The following is an 18,910-nucleotide window of genomic DNA, read 5'->3' as shown; positions in this document are numbered from 1 at the left end:
GCGGTGGTCGCAGCCGGGACATGATTGGGCTGATGGGAGGCCTGATGAGTGCATTCTTTGCCGGACGGACCTTGCGGGAACTGGGGCATGCCCTGCGTTCCGGGGACGAATCGGCGACCGGGCTCCTGAGCCGCGCGCTGGAGGCGATCGACGCGGACCAGGACGCCGATCCGACGCTGAACGCCTTTGTGACCGTCGACCGGGAGGGCGCCGAAGCGGCCGCCCGCCGGGTCGACGAGGAACTCGCGTCCGGCGTCGACCGGGGCCCGCTGCACGGCCTGCCCGTCGCCGTGAAGGACATCATCGACGTCGCGGGACTTCCGACCGGCATGGGGTCGGCGCACTTCACGGGGCATGTGGCGGAAACGGACGCGGCGTGCGTGACGATGATGCGCGCTGCCGGAGCGGTGATCGTCGGCAAGACCGGCACGCACGAGTTCGCCTATGGCGGGACGGGCGACGTGTCGGTGCACGGGCCGGTCCGTAACCCGCACGACCGGGAGCGGATGTCGGGCGGCTCCAGTGCGGGCAGCGCCGCCGCCGTCGCGGCCGGAATGGTCCCGCTCGCCCTCGGCACGGACACCGGCGGGTCCGTGCGGATCCCGGCGGCGTTCTGCGGGATCGCCGGGTTCAAACCGGCCTTCGGTGTCCTGCCGACCCGCGGGGTGTTCCCGCTGGCGGCGTCCTTCGACCATGTGGGCCTCCTCGCCGGGTCCGCCGACGACTGCCGCATCGCCTACCAGGCGTTGACCGGTTCGGTCGGCGCCGCTCCGTCGCCGGTGGACGGCGGTTCGGGAACCGGCGGTGAGTACAGCGTCGGCTGGATCGAGCCGCTTGCGGCCGACCCCGAGGTGGTGCGGGTCGTCCGGGCGTGGTTCCCGGACGCGCCGTCCGAGCGGCTCGACCTGGACGAGATCCGGCGGGTGTTCCGGGCGATCCAGGAAAGCGAGGCGTACGACGTCCACGCCGAACGGGTCGAGAAGGCGCCGGAGCTGTACCAGCCGGCCACCCTGGAACGCCTGAAGCAGTCGGCGCGGGCACCGGGCTGGCGGTACGTCCGGGCCGTCCGGGAGCGGGAACGCGTCGAGCGGGACATCGCGGAGCTGCTGGAGCGCTACGACCTTCTGGCCCTGCCCACCCTCCCGATCACCGCACCGAAGATCGGTGAGACGGAGGGGCCGTTCGGGCCGCACATTCCGCTGCTGGTGAGCCTCACCTGCCCGTTCAACCTGATCGGCCTGCCCGCGCTCTCGGTGCCGGTCGGAACGGTCCGCGGCCTGCCGGTCGGGGCGCAACTGGTCACCCGGCGCGGCGCGGAGGATGTGCTGTTCGAGGCCGCCACGCGGCTCACGGGCGGCCGACCGGGCTGACGGTCTCGCACAGGATCTCGGTGACGAGTGCGGGTGGCACATCGGCGCGGGCGGCGACCCGGACGACCTGGCGTGCCGCCTCCGGCGGGCGCATGGCGATGATCCTCGCCGCCGCGCGGATCGCGGCGAGCCGTCCCTCCGGTGAGCCGAACGCCCCGCCCTCCCGGTGGACGAGGTGAGCGTTGGTATCGGTGGGGGCGGCGGTGTCGGTGGGGGCGTTGGTGTCGGTGGTGTGGCTGGGGGCGGCGGTGGCGGCGGGCCCGTTGCAGACCTCGTGGACGGCCCTGTCGAAGGCGCTGTCTATGACGGTGTCCATCAGCGGTGTCCGGGCGCGGAGGGCGTTCCGGACCGCCGCGCGGCCCCCGGACGCCAGGACGCCCGCGGGGTCGTGGCCCGGAGGCAGGGTCGCGGTCTCGACGGGTCCGCCGACTCCGGCGAGCCGCTCCCAGACCCGGACGGCTCCGGACCGTCCGGCGGGGTCGCCGTCCAGGGCGAGGAGGACGCCGACGCCGTCCAGGTCGGCGATGTCCGCGAGGGCATCGAACTGCTCGGCGGTGAGCGTGAGACCGCAGGTCGCGACGGCCGCGTACTCGGCGGGCCCGGCCATCGTGACCGCGATCGCGTCCAGCGGCCCTTCGACGATCACGGGACGTGCCCCGGCGGCGAGCCGGTCACGTGCCTCGTGCAGGCCGTACAGCAGCTCGCCCTTGTGGAACAGCGACGTCGCGGGGCCGTTCAGGTACTTCGGGCCCGGAGCGTCGTCTCGGCGGCGTCCGATGAAGCCCGTGACAGCGCCGTCCGGTGAGCGGATCGCGAACATGGCCCGGTCCCTGAACGTGTCACGAATCCCCTCTCCGTTGCCCGGGCGGGGGCCGGAACCAGAACCAGAGCCGGGGCTTGGGCCGGAAGCGTCGGTGGGGCGGGCCAGGCCCGCAGCGGTGATGTCCTCGTCGGTGTGGCCGAGCCTTCGGAGGTGGTCGGTGAGCGCGCGGGGTCCGCTCGGCGCGTAGCCGATCCGCCAGCGGCGCTGCACGCCCGGGGGGAAGCCGCGTCCGGACAGGTAGTCGGGCACCCAGTCGTCGGTGAGCCGGGCGTGGAAGAAGCGTTCGGCGTCCGCCATGATCTCGTTGCGGGGCGCGCCCGACACGCGTCCGTGCACGCGCCGGGCCGTTCGGAGGATGCGGTCGCCGATTCCCGGGCCCGCCCAGAACGCCCGTGCGGGGAACGCGGGCATGGGCGGCTCCAACCCGAGCCAGGACGCGACGAGGAATGCCACCGAGTCGGCCTCGACCCGCCGCACGCCACGTCCGGGGGCCTGCGCGACGAGGGACGTGAGGCGACTCTCGGCGTCCGGCGGGGGCGGGTCCCGCCTTTCAGAGAGGGGCAGACCCTCCGTCTGGGATATGTCGAACACGGCGCGCGGCGCACCCGTCCGGCCGAGGACGCGGATGCCGGTCTCGCCCTTCCTGACCTGGCGGCCCGCGGAACGCCACGCGTCGTAGGAGCGGACGTCCGTGGCGCCGCGCCACTGCGCGCCGATCAGCAGGATGGCGGTGTATCCGTGGTGGCGTCCGTGCAGCACGGCGCGTTCCAGCCACCACGACCAGGGACGAGTCCCGTCCCGGAGGCGGGCCGTTTCCTGGTCGGCGATGCCGCGCAGGAGACGCCGGTCGTCCGGCCGCATGGAACCTCCTCGCCTCTGGGACGGGCGGGGAAGCCACCGGTGTTCATACCCGCTCGACGGGCGCCCGCCTACAGGTACAGGCCGAAGAATTCCTCCGGGTGGTCCAGGAGCGGCGGCAGGTCGTCGGCGCTGAGCGTGATCAGCTCCTTCTTCGTCGGCTTCCGGGGCGTCTTCTTGCCGTCGCGACCGTTCTTCTTCGCGGCGAACGCGGCGGACGCGACCCGGTCGGCCTGGTTGGCGACGGCGACGTCCAGCATGTTGCGCATGAGGCGGCCGTTGCCGAACGACGGGCCGCGGGGCGCGCGGCGCAGCATCGCGTGCAGGGCGTCCTCGGTGCCGGGCGCGAGCCGGAATCCGTCCGCGGCGGCGAGCTGCCCGAACACGGTGATCAGCTCGTCGTCGGTGTAGTCGGGGAAGTGGATCTGCTTGGGGAAGCGCGAGTCGAGGCCCGGGTTCGCGGCGAGGAACTCCGCCATCTCCTGCTGGTATCCGGCGACGATGACGATGAGGTCGTCGCGGTGGTCCTCCATCAGCTTGACCAGCTCGGCGATCGCCTCGTGCCCGTAGTCGCCCTTCAGCGGGGACTGCGTGAGCGTGTACGCCTCGTCGATGAACAGGACACCGCCGAGCGCGCGTTCCACCAGCCTGCGGGTGCGGGGCGCGGTCTGCCCGATGTACTCGCCGACGAGATGGGCCCGGGACGCCTCGATGAGATGCCCGGACGACAGCACCCCGAGCCGCTTGTAGATGCGGCCGAGCAGCCGCGCCACCATCGTCTTGCCGGTCCCGGGGTTGCCGGTGAACACCATGTGCCGGGTCGGCGGGGTGATCTGCAACCCCGACTCGCTGCGCAGCCGCGCGGCATGCGTTCCGGCGACGATGAGCGAGATCTCGTGCTTGACGGTTTCGAGGCCGGTGAGCGCGTTGAGTTCGGCGAGCGGATTCCCGGCGGCGTACGAGGTGTCCAGCGTCTCCGGAATGTCCTGCTTCCGGATGGTCAGCCTGCCGTCCGGGTTCTTGCCGTCCGGGTTCTTGACGTCCAAGTTCTTGACGTCAGGGTCTCTGCCGTCCGGGTGTCTGGCGTCGGCGCCCCGGTCGGCCGAGGCGGCGAGGTCCCCGGGAACGGTGCCGTTCACGTTCGCGCCGTTGACGGCGAGGTTCTTGGCCGCGAGACCGTTGGCGGCAGGGCCGTTGGCCGCAGGGCCTTTGGCGGCGGAGTCCCGGGCGGCCGAGTCCCGGGCGGCGCGCGCGCGGGCGGCGGCGACGACCTGGTCGGCGAGGTGCGGGGCGAGACGGGCGTTGCGGAGCGTCTGCATCGGCGGTGTCAGCGCCAGCAGCGCGCCCGCCGCCTCGATCGCCTGCCGGGTGCCGCGGGCGCCGCGGGCGTCGAGCGCGCGGCGGAACAGCTCGGCATGGCCCTCGGGGGTGAACGGTCGGGTCCGCGCGATCCGGAACCGCTGCGGCAGCACGGGGTTGATCTCCCGGATCCGGTCCTCGCCGCCCGTGTCGCACAGCGCGACCAGGTGCAGGTCGGGGTGGACGGCCAGCAGCCGGTGCAGTTCGACGGCCAGGGCCTCGCCGTTGCCGGGGTCGGTGACGATGCCGTCCAGGCCCTCGATGATGAGGAGCCGGTCACCGGCACAGTCGCGGGCGTCGGCGTGCAGTTTGGCGACGGCGTCCGACAGCCGCTGCCCGGTGAACAGGTTGTCGGTGATCCAGTGCGGGTCGCGGCCGAACGCGAGCGCCTTGGCCAACTCCTGCGCGGCGTCGCGCTTGCCGGTTCCGTCCGGGCCGGCGATCAGCAGCCGGACGGGTTCGTCGCCGCGGGTCAGTTCCTCCAGCGCCCGCACCACCTCCGGCTGACCGACCAGGGACGTGGCGATCTCCGGACGCCCCCGCGTCCGCGACCGGGCGTTCCCGGTCTCCGCCGGGGCGGCCCGCAGCGTCTCGGTGAGCGGGTTGACGACGCGGCGGCGCGGCGCGTACAGGCGCCGCAGGTCGGTCTGGAACTGGCCGACCGGGATCCACTCGGCCTTCGGGAACCACGGGTCGCCCGGCAGGCCCTGGACGATCGCGATGAACCGCATCGCCATGTCGAGCCACCCACGGCACGCGTCGGCGGCACCGGCGACCAGCGCCCGCACGAGCCACGCCCGCGTCCGTTCCTGCCACGCGCCCGGTTTGAACCCGCGACGCTCGCCGGGAAAACGCTGCTGCAGCTCGCCGTACCGGTCTTCGCCCAGGGCGGCCGCCAGCTCCGCCGGGACACCCTCCATGCTGCCCTGGAGCAGCAGTTGGATCAGATGGACCTCCACGGTCTCGTCGCGGGGCGCGACGTCCGTCAGATGCTCGTACGCCGCGAGCAGCCCCGCGCACACCCATTCCAGGTAGCCGACCGGGCCGAGCAGCTCAGGCACGGCCGTGACGATGTCGTCTCCGGCGTGGTTGTGCCAGTGCTCGCGCAACTCCATCTTGGGCAGGTTCACGTCGCAGACGGGCGGGTCGTCGTACAGCCGCAGCAGCGCCTTGCGGCGTTCCTCCAGCGGCTCCACGCCCTCCAGGACTGACAGGCAGTCGCGGGCCAGATCGATCGCCAGTTCCCGGTCGGGGGCCTCGATCAGCCAGTCGACCGGTGGCCGCCACCGGCCGCCCGGCGCGTCCCAGCGGGTCATGCGGGTGCTGAGCGGACCCGGGTTCACCAGATGCCGGTACAGCAGCCGCTCGGGCAGCTGCGACCACGAACCCGCCTTGATCGCCCCGCCGCCGGGCAGGAACGCCAGAATGCCGAAGATCTCCGCGGTGACCAGTGACGCCGGCAACGTCAGGAGCTTGTGCTCGTCGGTGGTCAGTTCCGCGGCCCGCGGGTCGGCCGCGAGCCCGTCGATCCGCGCCGAGATCTCCTCGAACAGGCCGTCGGGAACGCGCCATGGACCGTACGAGTAGACGTCGAGCACCGGCTCGTCGGTGAGCAGTAGCTCCAGATGCTCCGGCAGCCGCAAAGAAGTCTCCCCAAGGCAGTTCAAACAGAGGTACAGCCTACGTTTCCGAAGGGACTGCCGGGTTAGCGGTCACCCCAATGGGTGATATTGGGCATGTCACCTACTGGTCGGGCGGGAAATGCAATGGTCAGGCGGGTGGTCAGGCGGGTGGTCGGGCGGGCGGTCGGGACGGGACGGTCAGGACGGCCGGAGCCCGTGGGCGAGGATGCCCGCGGTCGCCGCCACGGCCTTGTCGTCGGCTTCGGCGTCCGCATCCGGTCGGGTGATCAGAACCGCCAAGATCAGCGGCGCGCCGGACGGCGGCCAGACGACGGCGATGTCGTTCGCGTTGCCGTGGACGCCCGCTGTGCCGGTCTTGTCGCCGACCGTCCAGCCGCCGGGCAACCCCGCGCGGATCCGTTCGCCCCCGGTCACCGTGGCCTTCATCCAGGCGACGAGCCGCGCACGGTCGGCGGGCACGAGCGCGTCGCCGACGGTGAGCGCCTGCAGATTCCGGGCCCACGGGGCCGGCGTGGTCGTGTCGCGGAGTTCCCCGGGCCGCCATCTGTTGAGCCCGGGTTCGACGCGGTCGCTTCGGCTGACCGTGTCGCCGAGCGAACGGAAGAAGGCGGTCAGGCCCTGGGGTCCGCCGATCTGCTTCAGCAGCAGGTTCGCGGCCGTGTTGTCGCTTCTGGTGATGGTGGCCCGGCACAGTTCGGCGACGGTCATCCCGGTGCCCACGTGCTTCTCGGTCTCGGGTGAGAACGCGGACAGATCGTTTCTGCCGTAGCGGATGACGCGGTCCATCAGGCCCGGGTCCGTTCGGCGTGCCTTCCGGAGGACCGCGGCGCACGCCATCACCTTGAACGAGGACGCGAAGGGGAAACGCTCGTCCGCCCGATGCGCCAGGACCTGTCCCGTCCCCGTGTCGATCGCGTACGCGCCGACGCGCACGTCGCGGGCCTTCTCCAACTGGAGGAGTCGCCGTGTGACATCGGCCTGCGATGCGCTCGCCTGCGGTGCGCCGGTCTTCGGTGCCGGTTTCCCTGTCTTCCATGGCTTCCCTGTCTTCCCCGTGTTCTTCGCGGACGGGCTCGGGTCGGAGTCGCAGCCCGCGAGGCCGATGAGGAGGCAGAGGGTGAGGAGGGCGGCGCCGAGTGGTGTCCGGAGGGGGCGGGCGTGCGTCGTCATGGGGTACGCGAGTCCTTGTCGCCGGGGGTCGGGGGTGCCGTGGAGCCTCGGACGATCAGTTCGCCGGGCAGTGTTCGGGGTGGGGGACGCCGGCCCGCGAGCAGGTCCAGCAGCGCCGTCATGCCCTGTGCGCCGAGTTCCTCGGCGGGCAGCCGGATGGTCGTCAACTCGGGCTCCAGCGCGGTGGCGAGCAGGACGTCGTCGAACCCGGTGACCGACAGGTCGGACGGGACGTCCAGGCCGCGGGCCCGCGCCGCCTTGTAGGCGCCCGCCGCGATCAGGTCGTCGTCGCAGACCAGCGCGGTCGGTCGTTCGGACCGGTCCAGAAGCCGCCCGGCGGCGTTCTTGGCGGACGTGACGTCGATCGCGCAGGTGGCACGGGTGACGGTTCCTCCGGGCAGGGCCGTGACGGCGGCGGTGAGGGCGTCGGCGCGGGCGCGGAACGTCCACTGGTCCACGGCCGCGGCGACATGTCCGATACGGCGGTGGCCGAGCGCGCCGAGGTGTTCGACGATCGCCCGCATCCCGTCGGCGACGCCGAAGTCGACCGTGGGGACGTGGTCACCGGCCGGGCCGCTGTCCAGCATCACGGCCGGTGTCAGGCGGTACTCGCGGAGCGCGCCACCGACCGTCGTCGCCGTCGTCGACGCCGCCATCGAGGACGCGAGGATGCCGTCGATCGCCTCGTGCGGCGCTGTCCAGGGGCCGTTCCGGGGGGTGCGGTCGGTGACACCGTCAGCCGTGACACCGCCGGGCGTGACGCTGTCGGCCGTGACGCTGTCGGGCGTGACACCGTCGGGCGTGACACCGTCGGGCGTGACGCTGTCGGGCGTGACGCTGTCGGCCGTCTCCGCGGTCGCGGACGGGTCGTCCTCCGGCCAGGTGGAGACGACGACGCCGAAGCCGTGCCGGGCCGCGACCCGCGCCGCGCCCGTGTACACGGGGCCGAAGAACGGCGCGGTGAGCGTCGGGACCATCAGCAGGACGGTCCGGGTGGTGCCGAGCCGCAGGTTCCGCGCCGCCTTGTTGGGCCGGTAGCCGAGGCGTTCGGCCGCGATCCGCACGCTGCGCGCGGTGGCGGGGGAGACCCGCCCCGTCCACTTGCCGCCCAGCACGAGCGAGACCGTGGACTGCGAGACTCCCGCCTCCTGAGCCACGTCCTTGCTGGTGGGACGGCTGATTGCCGGCACCTTTCGCCTCCCTGGAGGATCATGGGTCGAACTCAGACTAGCGCCGCGGCCCCGCGCGGTGGTACGTATGACCCAGGGCGGGTAATACGTATGACTGCTTCGGGGGCCGAGCATGCGCGGTTATGTGCGGGGACTGGTCCGGGGATCCGTGCCGGGGTTCGTGCAGGGATATCTCGCCTTCCTGAGGAGGCCGTACGCGGGGCGGCTGCTCGGCGCCACGCTCCTCGGCCGGCTCCCGAACGGGATGGGGATGCTCGCCGTCGTCCTGCACATCCGCGACGACGAAGGCGGCTATCCGCTGGCCGGGACGCTCGCCGCGATCCTCGGGCTGGCCACCTCGGCGGGACAGCCCGTCCTCGGCCGCGCCATGGACCGGTTCGGGCAGCCGCGCGTCCTGCTCCCGGCCGCGGCGGCGTCCGCCGCGGGCTTCGGGCTGCTCGCCGCCGTCGGCGCCGGTCCGCTGCCGGTCGCCATCGCCGCGGTGGTCGTCGCCGGGTTCGCGACACCGCCGCTGGAGGCCGGGCTGCGGGCCCTGTGGCCGGACGTCCTCGACGGCCCCGAGCAGGTCGACGCCGCGTACGCGCTGGACGCCGCCGCCCAGGAACTGCTCTTCACCGTCGGTCCGCTGCTCGTCGTCGCCGCGGCCGTGGTGAACACCGAGACCGCGCTGCTGCTGACCGGCGGGCTCGGCATCGCCGGAACGTTGATCGTCGCGCTGTCCGGGCCGTCCCGCCGCTGGACGGGCGAGCCGCGCGCCGCCGACTGGGCGGGCCCGCTGCGGTCCCCGGGCCTGCGGGTCCTGCTGCTGTCGCTGGCCTGCGCCGGGATCGCGCTCGGCGTGTACGCGGTCGCCGTCGTCGCCTACGCCGAACGGGAGGGCACGGACGCGGCGTCCGGGCTGCTGCTGGCGTGCATGGCGGCCGGCGCGCTCATCGGCGGGATCGTCTACGGCGCCCGGCGATGGGCGGGCGCGCCGCACCGGAGGCTGCCGTGGCTGCTGGCCGCGCTCGCCGCCGGGTACGTCCCGCTCGTCCTCGCGCCCGGCCTGGCGGGCATGTCGGTGCTCGCGTTCCTGTCCGGGGTGTTCCTCGCGCCCGTACTGGCGTGCAGCTTCACCCTCGTCGACCGGCTCGCGCCGAGCGGAACCGTGACCGAGGCGTTCGCGTGGGTCGTCGCCGCGGTCGGCGGGGGCGCCTCGGTCGGCTCGTTCGCCGCCGGGCTCGCGCAGGACCTCGCGGGCGTTCGCGGCGCGTTCGCCGGGGCCGGCGTCGGGGGCGTCCTCGCCCTGGCACTGTGCCTGCTCGGCGCCAGGACGCTGCGACCGCGCACCGCACCGGCCGTCACCGCCGAAGCCCCCGCGTGATCGGGGGTCGAGCGGGTCAGACCCAGGAACCGAACCAGATTCGGTCGTGCCAGTCGTCGTACGGGATCGTCTCGGCCGACAGGATCGGGTGGAAGTACGCGAAATTCACCAATACCACCAGCAGGTATGCGCCCGCGGCCACGGCGCCGACCCACCGCCTCGTCCCCGCTCCGGGCGGTGGCGGACTCGGACGGACGGGAGGCGTCCTGTCAAAGGCATCGAAACCCTCCAGCCCGTCGCCCTCCTCCGCGTCGCGACCGTTGCCGCCGAAACCGCGGTCGCCGGGGCGTGCGACGTGCGCGCCCCCGTACCAGGACGTCGCGGGCCCCATCACATACCCGAGGACCAGGACGACCGCCAGCACCATGAACGGAACCAGCGGCGTCGCGTAGAACAGGAACATCGTCCGCTCGGAGAACGCCGGAAAGAACCAGGGGACCCAGCCGACGACGAAGGCCCACACGATCGCCCCGGCCCGCCAGTCCCGCAGCATCAGCCAGATGAAAGCGACCGCGATCAGCGCGAACAGCGCGCCCCACCACAGCGCGGGCGTCCCGATGCCGAGGATCTCGCGGGAGCAGCGCGCCGCGCCGTCGCAGGCGTTCTTCGGCTCGCTGTAGAAGAACGCGACCGGACGTTTCAGGATCGGCCAGTCCCACGGCCACGACTGGTACGGATGCTTGTCGTCCAGCCCGGAATGGAAGTTCAGGATCTGCCTGTGGTAGCTCCACAGGCTGGGCAGGGCCTCGAACGGTCGCAACAGCAGATGGTCGGACACGTCACCGCGTCCCCACCCGCCCGGCTTGAAGATCCAACCCCACCAGGACGCCAGGTAGGTCAGCAACCCGACCACGACGAGCTGCACGAACGCCGGGACGGCCTCCAGCAGCAGCATCCCGGTGGCCGGTGACCGGACCCCGGCCGCGCGGCGGGCGCCGTAGTCCCACAGCACGACCATGATCCCGAACGCGGCGACGTAGAAGACGCCCGTCCACTTGGTGGCGCAGGCCATCCCGAGACAGACGCCCGCGGCCCACCTCCAGCCGTGCGCGAGGAACGGCCCGTAGAGGGACCCCTCCGCACCGGCGGGCGAGCGTTCGAGTTTCTCGGCGAGGATGCGGCGGGAGCGATCCCGGTCGTTCACCAGGCACGCGAACCCGGCGAGGACCCAGAACATCACGAAGACGTCCAGCAGCGCGGTGCGGCTCGTCACGAACGCCAGCCCGTCCACGGCCAGCAGCAGGCCCGCGGCGCAGCCGAGCAGCGTCGACCCGGTCATCCGCCGCGCGACCCGGCACAGGATCAGCACCGACAGCGTTCCGACGAGCGCGGGCACGAAGCGCCAACCGAACGGCGTCGCGCCGAACATCCACTCGCCGAGCGCGATCATCCACTTGCCGCCGGGCGGGTGGGCGATGAACGACGGTCCGTTCCCCCAGATGTCCGCGTTCTTGTCGGCGATCAGCATCTTGTCGGCGTTCTCGACGGTGTTGTGCTCCCACCCGAACTTCAGCAGGGACAACGCGTCCTTGGCGTAGTAGGTCTCGTCGAAGACCACCGCCTTCGGCGACCCGAGCCGCTCGAACCGCAGGTAGCCCGCGAACAGCGTCACCAGGAGCGGCCCCACCCAGGACAGCGCCGCGCTGCCGGGGATCGCGGGGGCGAGCCATTCCCTCAGCGGAGGCCTGCGCCGGGATCCGTGAGCTTGCGCGGGAGCCAGATCCGTCGTCGCCATCCTGTCATCGTACGGGTGTACGGAAGGCGGCGGTTTCGGGTGGAAGAATGGCCATGTGAAAGGGACATTGCTGCTCGCGGCGGCGCCGATCGGACGGCCGGAGGACGCCTCCGTCCGGCTCCGGGAGGCCCTGGCCGGGACACCGGTGATCGCGGCCGAGGACACCCGGCGGCTGCGCCGGCTCGCGGGTGATCTCGGCGTGACGCCGAGCGGGCGCGTCGTGTCCTTCTACGACCAGAACGAGAAGGCGCGGGCGGCGGAGCTGCTGGAGGACCTGCTGGCCGGACGGGACGTCCTCGTCATCACCGACGCGGGCATGCCGGGCGTGTCCGACCCCGGATACCGGATCGTCCGCGCGGCCGTCGCCGCGCAGGTACCCGTCTCCGCGCTGCCCGGTCCGTCCGCCGTGACGACGGCGCTGGTGGTGTCCGGGCTGCCCACCGACCGGTTCTGCTTCGAGGGGTTCCCGCCGCGCAAACCGGGGGAGCGGGCCCGGTGGCTGGCGGCGCTGGCGGACGAGCGCCGCACCCTGGTGTTCTTCGAGTCGCCGCGCAGGCTGCCCGCCACGCTCACCGCCATGGCGGACGCCTTCGGCGCGGACCGTCCGGCCGCCGTCTGCCGGGAGCTGACCAAGACCTACGAGGAGATCCGCCGGGGGACGCTCGGCGAGCTGGCCGCGTGGACGGACGGCGGCGTGCTCGGCGAGATCACGCTCGTCGTCGGCGGGGCCCCAGAACCCGAGGGCCTCACCGACCCGGCGGACCTCGCCGCCGCCGTCGCCGCCCGGGAGGCCGCGGGGACGCCCCGCAAGCAGGCGATCGCGGAGGTCGCCAAGGAGAACGGTGCCCCGAAACGTACCGTTTACGATGCCGTTGTCCGGGCCAGGAATTAGATGGGTGGCGTCTAGAAGGGGCCGTCACCCGAAGCGGAGGTGAGAGCCATGCGGGACGCGTGGTCGAGCCACGAGGCCTGGGTGTTCGAGTGCCTGAACTGCTCCGCGACCTGGGCCGAGGACCTGGAGGCCCGCCACTACGGTGACGGCCACGGCAACCAGGCCGTCGTGTACGCACGCGGAGGCCTACCCTGCACCACACCGTGGGTGGACCGTTCCTGCCCGAAGTGCGGAAGCCAGAACGTCAAGGCTCTGTCCGCGGTCCGAGCAGGACACGACGAGGTGGTGAAGGCGCGCGGCGGCGCCGACGTGGCGATGGTGTACCACCTCCGCCGCATGCACGCCTGGTAGCCCGACCCGGTGAACCCAGTCGGCCCGCCGAGCCAGGCGAAAACCAGGCCAGGCCGCGTGACGACCAGGCCCCGTGAGGGCGAGACCAGGTGATGAGCAGGCCGGGTGATGAGCAGGCCGGGTGATGAGCAGGCCGGGTGATGAGCAGGCCGGGTGATGAGCAGGCCGGGTGATGAGCAGGCCGGGTGATGAGCAGGCCGGGTGATGAGCAGGCCGGGTGATGAGCAGGCCGGGTGATGAGCAGGCCGGATGATGAGCAGGGCGGATGATGACCAGGCCGCGTGAGGGCGAGGCCGGGTGACGAGCAGGCCGGGTGTGCTCCGGCCGGGGGTGCTCGGGCCGGGGTTTCGAGCCGGGTGAGAGTCAGGTTGCCGGGACGTTTTCCGGTGCCGTCTTTGTTGAGTCGCGCCGTTGGAGGCGGCGGCGGGCGGTGCGGGTCCAGCCTGCCACCGTTGCGCGGGATTCCGGTCTGAACGCCAGTCCCGCGGCGATCGCGGCGAGCGGGACGGCGGGCAGGACGTACCGGTAGTCGAACTCGGCGGTCGCGGCGGGGGCCAGCAGGAGCCCGGTCGCGAGCGTCCAGGGCAGCAGCGCCTCGCCGCCGAACCGGCGCCACAGCGGCACCAGGCCCGCCAGCCCGACGAGCAGGATCACGCCGACCATCGTCCCGCGCAGGTAGAAGACGTCCTGGTAGCCGCGGGCGGCCCCGGCGAACGGTTCCACGACCCGGGGTTGGGCGTTGCCGCGCTCGTAGGCGCGGGCCTCGGCCGCCGCGATCGAGTTGTGGTCCATGTGCCACTTCGGCAGCGGCTTGCTCGTCCGGCGGAACTCGTACTGGGAGTAGGTGTCCTTGTCGGGGAACACCGTCCGTTCCCAGCGGAAGACGCGGAAGAAGTCGTGCGCGACGACCTTCATGTAGTCGAGGGGCTGCGCGAGGATCGCGCGCTTGGCGAAATCGTTGCTGAGCGCGTTGTTCTCCGGGCTGAACCGGGCGCCGGTGTAGCGGTTGAGCGGGGACCCGGCGTTCCAGATGCCGTCCTGCGAGTTCGGCAGCCGGTTCGCGGGCTCGACGCACAGCGGGTACTCGCTGACCGGCAGGTTCTTCATCTGATGGCAGTCGGCGAACTTGTAGACCCGCGCGTACAGGAAGATCCCGTTGCTCTCGGTGATGGCGAACTTGTCGCTGTCGGCCTTGTACCAGCCCATGTAGGCCAGCACCGGCAGCATGCACGCCGCGAGCGTGGCCGCCATGACCTTCCAGCCGGTGCGCCGGATCAGCATGTACACCAGCACGCCGAGCAGCACCGGCATCCCGACGGAGCGGGTCAGCCACGCCATGCCGATGATCAGACCGACCGCGGCGGCGATCCGCCAGGACGGACGGTCGTGCCACAGCAGCAGCGTGACCGCGCTCATCACGAGGAAGGTGAACAGCGTGTCCGACAGGACGAGGTGTTCGAGCTGGAGCTGGTAGGCGTCCAGCAGCACGGGCGCGGCGGCGAGCGCGGCGCCCCAGCCGGGCAGACGGAACTTCCGCCGCAACAGCGCGTAGATCATGACGCCCATGGCGAGGCCCATGAGGTGCTGGAGGGCGGCGACGAGCGCGAAGCTGTGGAACGGCTTGAGAATCCACAGCAGGAAGGCATAGCCGTCGGGCCGGAGCGGATGCGGATACGGCTCCATGGCGACGTGCAGATAGTCGAAGCTGTCGTTGAAGAACATCACCGGCTGGTAGCCGAGCATCGCGACCAGCCGCAGCAGCGCCGCTGTGGCGATGATCACACTGAAGGCGGGGTGGCGGCGGACCAGTTCCCACGGGCCGCGGCGGCGCCCCCTGCGCCTGGAGTCCGCGGACTCGGACTCGGATTCGGGCGACTCCGACTCCTCGGACGAGCCGTCCGGCGTGCCGCCCGCCCCCGGACGTGCCCGCAGCGCCTCGTCGGGATCGGGGACCGTCGTCGTCCCACCCGTCGTCCCGCCCGACGCCGTTTCACCGGGCGTCGTATCGTTGTGCGCCGCCTCGGTCGGTACCGTGTCTTCCAGCGCCGTCTCGTCCAGCACGGTCTTGTCCAGCACAGCCTCGTCCAGCACAGTCTCGTCCAGCACGGCCTCCTTGGGCGCGCCGTCGTCCAGTGCGGTGCCGAGCCCCGTGTCGACCGCGGTACTCAGCGGCGATTCCCCCGCCAAAGCCGCACCTCCCCTTCGGTGTCGGGCCCCCTGTCCGGCGGCACTGGGTTGTTCACCGGTGCGCGTCACAGCCGACCCACCCCTTCCGGGCCGGTGTGCCCGTATGCTTGACGTCCTAGCCTGCCGCCCGAGACCGTGGCGGTGTCTGTTTTTTGGGTTGCAAGTGGGCAACACGATACGGGTGCTCTTGTCCAGAGCGGCCATCAATACCCGTCCTCGGCAGGCATCATGAACGACGAGCATGTGAACGACCAGCTCGGGAACACGAGCATGAAGCGACGGGCCGCCTCGCGGAACAACTGAGATTAGTGGATCACATCGCGAACGGTCACCAGGGGTAATGAAGGAGATCGCGTGGAACTCTCCGTAGTGATGCCGTGCCTGAACGAGGCCGAGACGGTCGAGACCTGTGTCCGCAAGACGATCGGTTTCTTCGAGGAGCAGGGCATCGACGGCGAGGTCGTCATCGCCGACAACGGCAGCACGGACGGCAGCCAACAGCTCGCCCGGGACGCGGGCGCCCGTGTCGTGCCGGTCATCGACAAGGGGTACGGCAACGCCCTGATGGGCGGTATCAGCGCCGCGCGCGGCCGCTACGTCGCGATGGGCGACGCCGACGACTCCTACGACTTCACGACGCTCGGGCCGTTCCTGGACGAGTTGCGCGACGGCGCCGACCTCGTCATGGGCAACCGCTTCAAGGGCGGCATCGCCGACGGGGCCATGCCGCCGCTGCACCGCTACCTCGGCAACCCGGTGCTGAGCTTCGTCGGACGGCTGTTCTTCCGCAGCAAGATCGGCGACTTCCACTGCGGGCTGCGGGCCTTCAACAAGGAGTCGATCATGCGGCTCGGTCTTCAGACCGGCGGCATGGAGTTCGCCAGCGAGATGGTCGTCAAGGCGACCCTCCAGGGGTACGACATCCGTGAGGTCCCGACGACGTTGTCGCCGGACGGCCGTAGCCGCGCCCCGCACCTGAACACCTGGCGTGACGGATGGCGGCATCTGCGCTTCCTCATGCTCTACAGCCCCCGCTGGCTGTTCCTCATCCCCGGTCTGGTCTTCATGACGGTCGGGCTGCTCGCCGGGATCGCGCTGTCCACCGGCCCGGTCACGGTCGGGGAGATCGCGTTCGACGTCGACACGCTCGTCGGCGCGGGCGCCGCGCTGGTCATCGGCTTCCAGGCGGTGCTGTTCGCGCTGCTCACCAAGGTGTACGCGATGCAGGAGGGATTCCTGCCGCATGACCGCCGGGTCCAGAAGATCATCGACTGGTGGAGTCTGGAGCGCGGTCTGCTGCTCGGCGGGGTGCTCGCCGTCGCCGGTCTCGCCGGTCTCGTGGCGTCGCTGCTGCACTGGCGGGTCAACAGCTTCGGTGAGCTGGACCCGCGCGAGTCGCTGCGCATCGTCGTGCCCGCCGCGACCGCGCTGGTGATGAGCCTCCAGGCAGTCTTCGCCTCGCTGTTCGTCAGCATCCTCGGCATCCGCCGCCGCCAGCACCCGCCCGTCATCGACCCCGCCGAGGAGGCCGCGGGCGTCGTGGACGCCGCCGCCCGGCGGGTCGCCCGGGGCGAGACCGACGACAGGCCGGAGTCTGGGAAGGCGGCGTCTGAGCAGGCGGAGTCCGAGACGGTGAAGGCCGACACGGTGAAGGCCGAGAAGACGGAGAAGGCCGAGGCCCGCGAGAACGCGGCGCGGAACAAGGACGGGTAGAAGGACGGGTCGGACACCACTTCCCGGACGTTGATTTATCATCATGTGAAGCCACCCGAAAAACCAAGCGGACAGATCACCGCGAAACGCCGAGAACGTGCTGAGCGTTCTGGGCGACGCGCCGGAGCCGCGGTCGTGCTGTGCCAGGCTTGACCGGCGATGGACCACCGATCTGATCGCCCGGCATCGGGGGGCAGTACGTCGATGAGCACGCGAACTCGGGTCGTCGCACGGCCACCGGTCGCGCCACCGGATCGGCGCGGCGGTTCGGCCGGGCCGAGCCGCCGCCGTTGGGTGTGGCTGTTCGCGGTCGGCTGGCTCGCGCAGGTCGGGGTCCGGCTGTGGCTCGGCTCCGGGCAGACGGTGCCGGTCGCGACACCGGACGAGTCGGGGTACCTGTTCGCGGCCCGCGTCCTCACCGGCGGGCCCGACGCCGACATGTCGTCCGGAACCGTGTACCGCGGCGGGTATCCGCTGCTGCTGACGCCCGCGTTCTGGTTCGGGGACGACCCGGTGACCGTCTACCGGGGCGCTCTGGTCATCAACGCGCTGGTCAGCGCCGCCATGTTGCCGCTGGCGTTCCTGCTGTTGCGTCGCCTGGGGGTGCGCGCGCGGTGGGCGTACGTCTTCGCGCACGTGACGGCGGTGCTGCCGAGCGTCGTGTTCTACTCCGAGTTCGTGCTGACGGACGCGGTCCTGCCGGTGATCTTCATCGGGTGGCTGCTGCTCGTCCACACCTGGATGAACGGGCCGCCGCCGTCCGGACCCGGCTCCGCCGAGGCGTCGTCGCGCGGGTCGGCCGCGCGGGCGACGTTCGCCGGGGTCGGCGCGTCGGCACTGGTCGCCTACACCTACGCCTGCCATTCGCGCGGGGCGATCCTGCTGGCCGTGCACGGGGCGCTGCTCGCGACCGCCGTGCTGTGCCGCTGGCGGTCCTGGCCCGGCACGTTCCTCGTCGGCGCCGTCGCCGCCGTGGGGACGTCCGCCGGGACGCTGCTGAACCGGTCGCTGCTGCCGCACATGTACCCGCACGGCGACAACGACCTCGGCGACAACGTCGTCCGGCGGCTCACCACCGGGGACGGCTGGGGCTGGATGCTGTCGATCGGCACCGGCCAGGTCTGGTACCAGGCGGTCGCGACCGGTGGTGTCGCGGCGGTCGGGCTCGTCGCCGTCGCGTTCGCCGCCGTCCGTCCCGCCGGGACGCTCACGGACACGGAAGGGGCGGCCGGACGGACACGGGCGCTGGCCCTCGGCGTCCTCGCGGTCGTGGCGGGCATCGCGTTCGCGACCTCGGCGGCGCTGCCCGTCGAGTACCGCATCGGCAACTACGTGTACGGCCGTTACCTCGCCTCCGTCACACCGGTGCTGTTCGCCGTCGGTGTCGCGGTCCTGCTTCGCGCGTCGCACAAGGCGCTGCTGTGGGCGGTGGCCTCGGCGGCGGCGATGACGGTCGTCGCCGCGTGCGTCGTCCAGTGGTACGCGGGCGACCTGCTCACCCAGTACACCTACACGGCGTTCGACTTTCCCGAGACGTCGTTCCTGACCTGGGACTGGGCGTCCTTCCGGCTGTGGGCCGCCACGCTCACCGGGCTCGCGCTGCTCGGTGCGTCCGTCGCCCTCGCGCGGCTTCGGCGTGGTGGTCCGGTGTTGCTGGCGGGTGTGCTGGCCGTCGTGGCGGTCGGCATGTGCGTCACCGCCACCGACCGCATCGCCCGGCCGCTGGTGCGGAACGAGACCGCGCACACCGACCTCAGGGGGAGCGTCGACCTGCGGGCGCAGCGGTCCATCGCCGTGGACTGGAACGTCCCGTGGACGATCCGGCTGTCGCACTACTACTGGGCGTGGTGGGGCGAGGGCAGTGTCTTCGACGCCCGGTGGACCCCGCCGCCGCGGGACGCGGACATGGTCGTTCTGGCGTGGCCGAAGAACGTGCCCGCCGAGGCGTCCTGGCCGCGAGGCGCGCCGCCTGGCTGGCGAGTCGTCGACAGCCGCCGCACCGCCAACGGCGACTGGGTCGCCTGGACGCGCTGACCGCCTGCACGCGCTGACCGTTTGGACGCGCTGACCGTCTGGACGCGCTGACCGTTTGGGTGCGCTGACTGTCTGGACGCGCTGACCGTCTGGACGCGCTGACCGTTTGGGTGCGCTGACCGTTTGGGGCGTTGGCCGTTTGGGGCGTTGGCCGTTTGGGGTCCTGATCGCCTTGGGGACGTCCGTCTGGGGTGGTGACTGCCTGAAGTGTTGACTGCCTGG

The 18,910-nt window shown here is 71.9% G+C and carries 12 protein-coding genes; 6 read left to right on the top strand and 6 right to left on the bottom strand.

From position 1 onward, the window contains the following. Positions 1 to 44: 44 nt before the first annotated feature. Positions 45 to 1,370, top strand: coding sequence for an amidase (locus tag BZB76_RS24235; protein WP_246007160.1), 1,326 nt, complete (start codon positions 45 to 47; stop codon positions 1,368 to 1,370). Here the strand turns inward: BZB76_RS24235 and BZB76_RS24230 are convergent. The 4 genes from BZB76_RS24230 to BZB76_RS36020 all read right to left on the bottom strand — a co-directional run bounded on the left by BZB76_RS24230 (position 1,348) and on the right by BZB76_RS36020 (position 8,413). Continuing rightward, positions 1,348 to 3,054: a toprim domain-containing protein gene (locus BZB76_RS24230; RefSeq protein WP_121436684.1), complete on the bottom strand. Its 1,707-nt coding sequence runs from the start codon at positions 3,052 to 3,054 to the stop codon at positions 1,348 to 1,350. The two genes, BZB76_RS24235 and BZB76_RS24230, sit on opposite strands and share 23 nt — an antisense overlap. 68 nt (positions 3,055 to 3,122) lie before the next feature. Next, positions 3,123 to 6,053: an AAA family ATPase gene (locus tag BZB76_RS24225; RefSeq protein WP_121436683.1), complete on the bottom strand. Its 2,931-nt coding sequence runs from the start codon at positions 6,051 to 6,053 to the stop codon at positions 3,123 to 3,125. Between the two features lie 177 nt (positions 6,054 to 6,230). Continuing rightward, on the bottom strand, positions 6,231 to 7,223 hold the full coding sequence (bla, locus tag BZB76_RS24220; protein ID WP_121436682.1) for a class A beta-lactamase: 993 nt from the start codon (positions 7,221 to 7,223) through the stop codon (positions 6,231 to 6,233). Further along, positions 7,220 to 8,413: a LacI family DNA-binding transcriptional regulator gene (locus BZB76_RS36020; protein ID WP_246007159.1), complete on the bottom strand. Its 1,194-nt coding sequence runs from the start codon at positions 8,411 to 8,413 to the stop codon at positions 7,220 to 7,222. Before BZB76_RS36020 ends, bla begins: the two co-directional genes overlap by 4 nt. A 112-nt stretch (positions 8,414 to 8,525) precedes the next feature. On the opposite strand from BZB76_RS36020, the gene BZB76_RS24200 reads away from it, so the two are divergent. After that, positions 8,526 to 9,776, top strand: coding sequence for an MFS transporter (locus BZB76_RS24200; protein WP_246007158.1), 1,251 nt, complete (start codon positions 8,526 to 8,528; stop codon positions 9,774 to 9,776). A gap of 16 nt (positions 9,777 to 9,792) precedes the next feature. On the opposite strand, the gene BZB76_RS24195 is transcribed toward BZB76_RS24200, so the two are convergent. Continuing rightward, complete coding sequence (locus BZB76_RS24195; protein ID WP_121436681.1) at positions 9,793 to 11,511, bottom strand: dolichyl-phosphate-mannose--protein mannosyltransferase; 1,719 nt, start codon at positions 11,509 to 11,511, stop codon at positions 9,793 to 9,795. 55 nt (positions 11,512 to 11,566) lie between these two features. Between BZB76_RS24195 and rsmI the strand changes: the two genes are divergently transcribed. After that, entirely contained in the window at positions 11,567 to 12,403 is an 837-nt protein-coding gene (rsmI, locus tag BZB76_RS24190) for a 16S rRNA (cytidine(1402)-2'-O)-methyltransferase (protein ID WP_121436680.1), read from the top strand. Between the two features lie 48 nt (positions 12,404 to 12,451). Next, on the top strand, positions 12,452 to 12,754 hold the full coding sequence (locus tag BZB76_RS24185; RefSeq protein WP_121436679.1) for a hypothetical protein: 303 nt from the start codon (positions 12,452 to 12,454) through the stop codon (positions 12,752 to 12,754). Between the two features lie 363 nt (positions 12,755 to 13,117). Here the strand turns inward: BZB76_RS24185 and BZB76_RS24180 are convergent, their stop codons facing one another. Further along, entirely contained in the window at positions 13,118 to 14,941 is a 1,824-nt protein-coding gene (locus tag BZB76_RS24180) for a glycosyltransferase family 39 protein (RefSeq protein WP_246007157.1), read from the bottom strand. A gap of 354 nt (positions 14,942 to 15,295) precedes the next feature. On the opposite strand from BZB76_RS24180, the gene BZB76_RS24175 reads away from it, so the two are divergent. Together BZB76_RS24175 and BZB76_RS24170 are read left to right on the top strand one after the other, a co-directional pair. Beyond that, positions 15,296 to 16,654: a glycosyltransferase family 2 protein gene (locus BZB76_RS24175; RefSeq protein ID WP_246007156.1), complete on the top strand. Its 1,359-nt coding sequence runs from the start codon at positions 15,296 to 15,298 to the stop codon at positions 16,652 to 16,654. Between the two features lie 204 nt (positions 16,655 to 16,858). Continuing rightward, positions 16,859 to 18,688 carry a hypothetical protein gene (locus BZB76_RS24170; protein WP_147449511.1) on the top strand — a complete coding sequence of 610 codons (1,830 nt, stop codon included), beginning with the start codon at positions 16,859 to 16,861 and terminating at the stop codon, positions 18,686 to 18,688. Positions 18,689 to 18,910 lie beyond the last annotated feature (222 nt).

Origin of the sequence: Actinomadura pelletieri DSM 43383 (assembly GCF_003634705.1) — a bacterium.
In the GTDB taxonomy this organism is placed as follows: Bacteria; Actinomycetota; Actinomycetes; order Streptosporangiales; family Streptosporangiaceae; genus Spirillospora; species Spirillospora pelletieri.
The sequence above is the reverse complement of the archived record's forward strand: the minus strand, read 5'-3'. Positions and strand labels throughout refer to the sequence as shown.

What these genes read in the sequence shown, in the direction of transcription:
- BZB76_RS24170 (WP_147449511.1), top strand. Translation starts at nt 16,859, where the DNA reads ATGAGCACGCGAACTCGGGTCGTCGCACGGCCACCGGTCGCGCCACCG.
- BZB76_RS24235 (WP_246007160.1), top strand. Translation starts at nt 45, where the DNA reads ATGAGTGCATTCTTTGCCGGACGGACCTTGCGGGAACTGGGGCATGCC.
- BZB76_RS24185 (WP_121436679.1), top strand. Translation starts at nt 12,452, where the DNA reads ATGCGGGACGCGTGGTCGAGCCACGAGGCCTGGGTGTTCGAGTGCCTG.
- BZB76_RS24195 (WP_121436681.1), bottom strand. Translation starts at nt 11,511, where the DNA reads ATGGCGACGACGGATCTGGCTCCCGCGCAAGCTCACGGATCCCGGCGC.
- bla (WP_121436682.1), bottom strand. Translation starts at nt 7,223, where the DNA reads ATGACGACGCACGCCCGCCCCCTCCGGACACCACTCGGCGCCGCCCTC.
- BZB76_RS24230 (WP_121436684.1), bottom strand. Translation starts at nt 3,054, where the DNA reads ATGCGGCCGGACGACCGGCGTCTCCTGCGCGGCATCGCCGACCAGGAA.
- BZB76_RS24200 (WP_246007158.1), top strand. Translation starts at nt 8,526, where the DNA reads ATGCGCGGTTATGTGCGGGGACTGGTCCGGGGATCCGTGCCGGGGTTC.